1 protein-coding gene and 1 pseudogene are annotated in these 3,602 nt (G+C 50.4%); both read right to left on the bottom strand.

Annotated features, from left to right (window positions below; all coding sequences use genetic code 11):
• Positions 1-408 (bottom strand): iron-containing alcohol dehydrogenase (locus ACEQ15_RS15830; protein WP_370280207.1); only part of this gene is annotated, 408 nt, incomplete at its 3' end.
• Positions 409-450: 42 nt separating this feature from the next.
• A pseudogene (locus ACEQ15_RS15825) lies at positions 451-3,470 on the bottom strand (Tn3 family transposase).
• Positions 3,471-3,602 lie beyond the last annotated feature (132 nt).

The following is a 3,602-nucleotide window of genomic DNA, read 5'->3' as shown; positions in this document are numbered from 1 at the left end:
GGTAAGCACTGAACCAAACTGTAATGCCTGGCGAATATTTGTGGCGTGATTCACTAAGATTTCCTGCCATGGGTCACCATCACACTGCACAGCTGCAGCAACAAACTTGGTGCCATCTATGACAGAACCACCCCCAACAGCTAACAGATAATCCAACTTATTTTGACGAATCTGCTCAACCGCACGCATCAAGGTACTGTAACCAGGATTAGCTTCGATACCGCCAAACTCTTCTATATGACGATTACCAAGGGCAGTAATGACTTCGTCTAGGGTGCCGTTTTTTCGTGCACTTTGTCCACCAAACAACACTAAAACACGCGCATCTTTCGGCACAAGCTCATCGAGTTGTGCAACCTGACCTTCACCAAAAAGGGGTCCTAGGGATTTTGCCTCCAAATACTGCAAAAACCTCCGAAGCCCCCGTGTTTGCTAGCCTGTAGAGAGGCATCAATTTTTACTTATCGGCCGATAGCCCTCAATCGGCGCCATTAAATCATCCAGTTTAGGCAGCTCTCCCGTCGGCGCGAACGTATACGTACCCCGGAAGTTGATATTCTCCCACGCGACAGGTGATGCGCCCTTTACGGTTTCCATGTGTTTTTCGCTGCCCTGCTCCTCGAAGCTGTCCAGCAGGTTGCTGAGTACTTTCGAGTTGAAGTAGATAATGGCATTTGCTACCAGCCGGGCGCTTTCGTTCCAGATTTGTATCTCCTCGTCGCTATTCCCCCGGAACCGGTCGCTGTTCACGTTGCTGATTGCCCTACGCAACTGGTGATAAGCTTCTCCCCGATTCAAGGCGCGTTGCACGTGGTTTCTAAGGCTGGCGTTATCGATGTAATCCAGCAGGTATTGGGCCTTCAATAGTCGGTTATATTCAGTCAGCGCCTTCAGTAGTGGGTGGTTTTTCTTGTAGCCAGAGAGTTTCCGGACCAATATGGCTTGGGTGGTTTTCCGGTGAGCCAGTGACACGGCAATTCGCTGGATGGTGTCCCAGCACTCCATAATACTCTGCGTGTTAATGGGTTTACGCAATGTGAGTCTCACCCGCTGACTCTCGTCCTCGGAGATATCGAACATCTCGTTGATAACCCTGCCTACCTGGGCATATCGGGGGGCGAACCGGTAGCCAAACAGATCGAGTAAAGCAAAATTCACATGGTTTACCCCATGGGTGTCAGTAGAGAGCGTATCCGGGATGATCTCAGTACTGTTGTTCATCAGGAGGTCAAAGATGTAATGGGATTCGTGTTCGTTAGCGCCGATCACCCGGGCATTGATTGCCATATGATTGGCATTCAGGCTGATCGCCGAGACCCCTTTGCTGGTACCGAAGTATTTTGAGGAATACCGGGTACGGAATGTCTCGCGCTTAGCTTCGAACTTTTGGCCATCAGCGCTGGCATGCAGGTTGTCATCCTGGATATTGTAGTGATTAAATATACTCAGTCGCGTAGTGGCGTTGTTGATGCGGTCATTTGCGGCATTCAACGTTTCCAGCCGAAGGTAGTTCGCTTGGATGGTACTCAGCTGATCATAGGTGCGGTCGGAGATCTGGGCGATACCGTAGATGCCCTGGTTTGTGGCATTGGCGATCAGGATCGCCAACAGGTCCACTTCATACTGGCGGCTTTTGGAGGTCATGCCCAGCACGTGCTCAAAGTCGTCAATAAATCCGGTATCCTGATCCACCACGCGCAAGACATCGGCGACTCCGATTGCCCTCATTTGCTGGAAGAACGGATTGTTCACCAGATGTTTTTTGCCGGTGGTCGGTAAGCGCCAAAGGTGTTTACCACCCTTCGGGCGCAGAATGATATCCCTGTTGTCCACGCGTTCCAGATAGTCGCTGACTTCGTATAGCCGAGTGGTCAACCGATCCGCCATGCGCGGGATCAGTTGCTTTGGATCCTCAGTAATTTTGGGTTGCTTCGTACCCTCGACCAAGGCCTGCTTCTGATTTTTCCAAGTCTGTGGTTTTACCAGATCGTCGTCCAGTGCACGATACCGTATGACTTCTGGCAGCACTAACTGGCCGTTTAGGCGGCTGGGAATCTGCAAATACAAGAACCATTCATATCTAGCCTTGTCTATGCCGCCGTCAGGTTTCAACAAGAGTGGTCGCGTGGCTTTTGGCGGTAGACGCCGGTCAATACTGGCATCTCTGAGCATGTTGCCGGCCGCCAGCTCCTGTCGAGTTTGGCTCAAGACCGCTGCCAACCGTTGTGTTTTATCGGTGCCTTCGATGCGTAGACAGCAAAAGAGTGATCGTAACAGGCCGGTTCTCAACGTGGATTCCGTATCCAGGTGTTGCCAGAACGCCTCATCCGCCGATGCTTCTGATTGCCGAGGTACCGGCAGACTGAACTCAGCTCGTTGGCATTGAGAACCTGGAACGCTTGTTTCTGTACAGCATGGAATGACGTATTGGGGTCGATACGATCATCAACAAACAGGCACAAGATTTCTGCAGCCTTACTCACATTGGTAGCCGCCTTTTGCCAATCCCGATAAACTCGATCCTGCGCCAGCTGATGCGCTCGTTGCTTTACCTGTCGAACGTGGTGAATGAACCCTTCGGCCATGCGTTCCAACCCCTCCTGATATCGAAACTGTAGGTAGCAAAGCAGATATAGGCACTGGTTCTCTGGCGACTGACGCTTGATTTTGGCGCCGTAATATTGAATCCGTTCGGCATAGTGCTGCTGATTTTTTTGAGACAGAGAAAGCGAGTCGAGGACAACGGTCACCTCTGCCATCAGCGGTTGAATGTGGTGATACACCGCGAGTTCTTTCTGCAACTCGGTGCCGGTGAAATTGCGCGCGCCGCCGCGCAATTGTGTTAACGTAAGCTGGTCATTACCGGATACCAGTGTATTTAGTACAGTCGTCAATTTTGGGCTACACGCGGCGCCGATCTTCTCATGCAGTCGCTGCTGATGCTGGTTAACCACCTGACTGACGATCTTCTGCAGGGTGCTATAGGCAGGAATGGCAATTTTCTGGTGGGCCAGGAACTCAATCGCTGCATCAAAGAGAGCACGAGGTGCAACCCAGCTTTCAGCACAGGCCAATAAGTGTTCAACAAGCCGGGGTTGATGCTCAGGATCTTTCCAATTTTCATATTCGATCATGGAAAAAATCCGTTCATAAATGCGGGACTTTTGATCGGATTTCAGACTGAAGCGTCGAAATTTCAGGCCATCAAAGTGATTTTTCGCGATAAATCCCAAGTCATCCTGCATGGATTTAAACGTCGGATTGAGCAAGATGGGTTTGCATTTGAAATAGCCCAACAATGCGATGGCGATACAGCGGTACTTGCGCTGCCTTATTCTGGTCAGCTCAGCGCGCTCTTTATCATTCAGCGTGAAGTAAAACCGTTGATACGATTCGTTGAAGGAGGGGACGCCGTATAAATCCTCGATTTCAGCGGCAGTGAGAATTGATAGTCGCTTGGTTCTGCTCATTCTTTGACCCAAAGGCCGAAGAAGATACTGAAACTCGAGCTAAATTAAAATTAATAGTGGCTTGGAGGCCAGTAAATACGGGGCCTTCAACGGTTTTTGCAGTATTTGGAGGCAAAATCCCTAGGACCCCAT

Origin of the sequence: Pontibacterium sp., assembly GCF_964228735.1 — a bacterium.
Taxonomy (GTDB): domain Bacteria; phylum Pseudomonadota; class Gammaproteobacteria; order Pseudomonadales; family Balneatricaceae; genus Pontibacterium.
The sequence above is the reverse complement of the archived record's forward strand: the minus strand, read 5'-3'. Positions and strand labels throughout refer to the sequence as shown.